Source organism: Thermus aquaticus (genome assembly GCF_001280255.1).
Lineage (GTDB): Bacteria > Deinococcota > Deinococci > Deinococcales > Thermaceae > Thermus > Thermus aquaticus.
The window spans coordinates 1-604 of the sequence record NZ_LHCI01000040.1 but is presented as its reverse complement, the minus strand read 5'-3'; the positions used below and the strand labels follow the sequence as shown (position 1 = coordinate 604).

Annotated in this window: 1 protein-coding gene; it reads right to left on the bottom strand. The window is 71.9% G+C overall.

Annotated elements, in window-relative coordinates; translation table 11 throughout:
• Positions 1-604, bottom strand: a 604-nt coding sequence (locus tag BVI061214_RS00245) for an E3 binding domain-containing protein (protein WP_211256763.1), incomplete at both ends; no start/stop codon positions are given.

The window sequence follows — 604 nt, the reverse complement described above, 5'->3', positions numbered from 1 at the left end:
TCCCCTAGACGCGTCTGGTCCACCTTCCGGCGGAAGACCCGAAGGGGGGCGCTTTGGGCGGGCGCGGGCACGGGGGCCACCCCCAGGAGAGGGCCTGGGGGGATCTCCTGGGTGGGGAGGGCTTCCTCGAGGGCGGGAGGCGCCTCGGGTTCAGGGGCCTCCTGGGCGGCCTCCTGAAGCTCCTCTTGCCGGGGCTCGGGGAGGGGCCTTTCCAAAAGGTCCTCCTCCCAGGCCTCGAGGGCCTCTTCCTCCTCGGGGAGGAAGAGGGGCTCCTCGTCCAGGAGGTCTATCTCGGGGAAGTCCAGGGCGAGCTCCTCCTCGGGGACCTCCTCCACCTGCAGGGTGGGGGTCTTGGGGGCCTCGGGGATGAGCTCGGCAAGGTCCACCCCTTCCCTTTCCAGAGCGGCCTGGGCCCGCTTCAGCTCCTCCGCGGGGGGCAGGGGCGGGGGCGATTCCGGCATGGGGGGGAGGTCCACCTCCCCGGCCATGACCTTGGCCAGGAAGGCCAGGATGTCCCGCTCCACGATGGTGCCATCCGGACCCGTGCCCTTCAGCCTGCGCCAGTCTATGCCGTTCTCCTCGGCGAGCCGACGGGCCAGGGGCG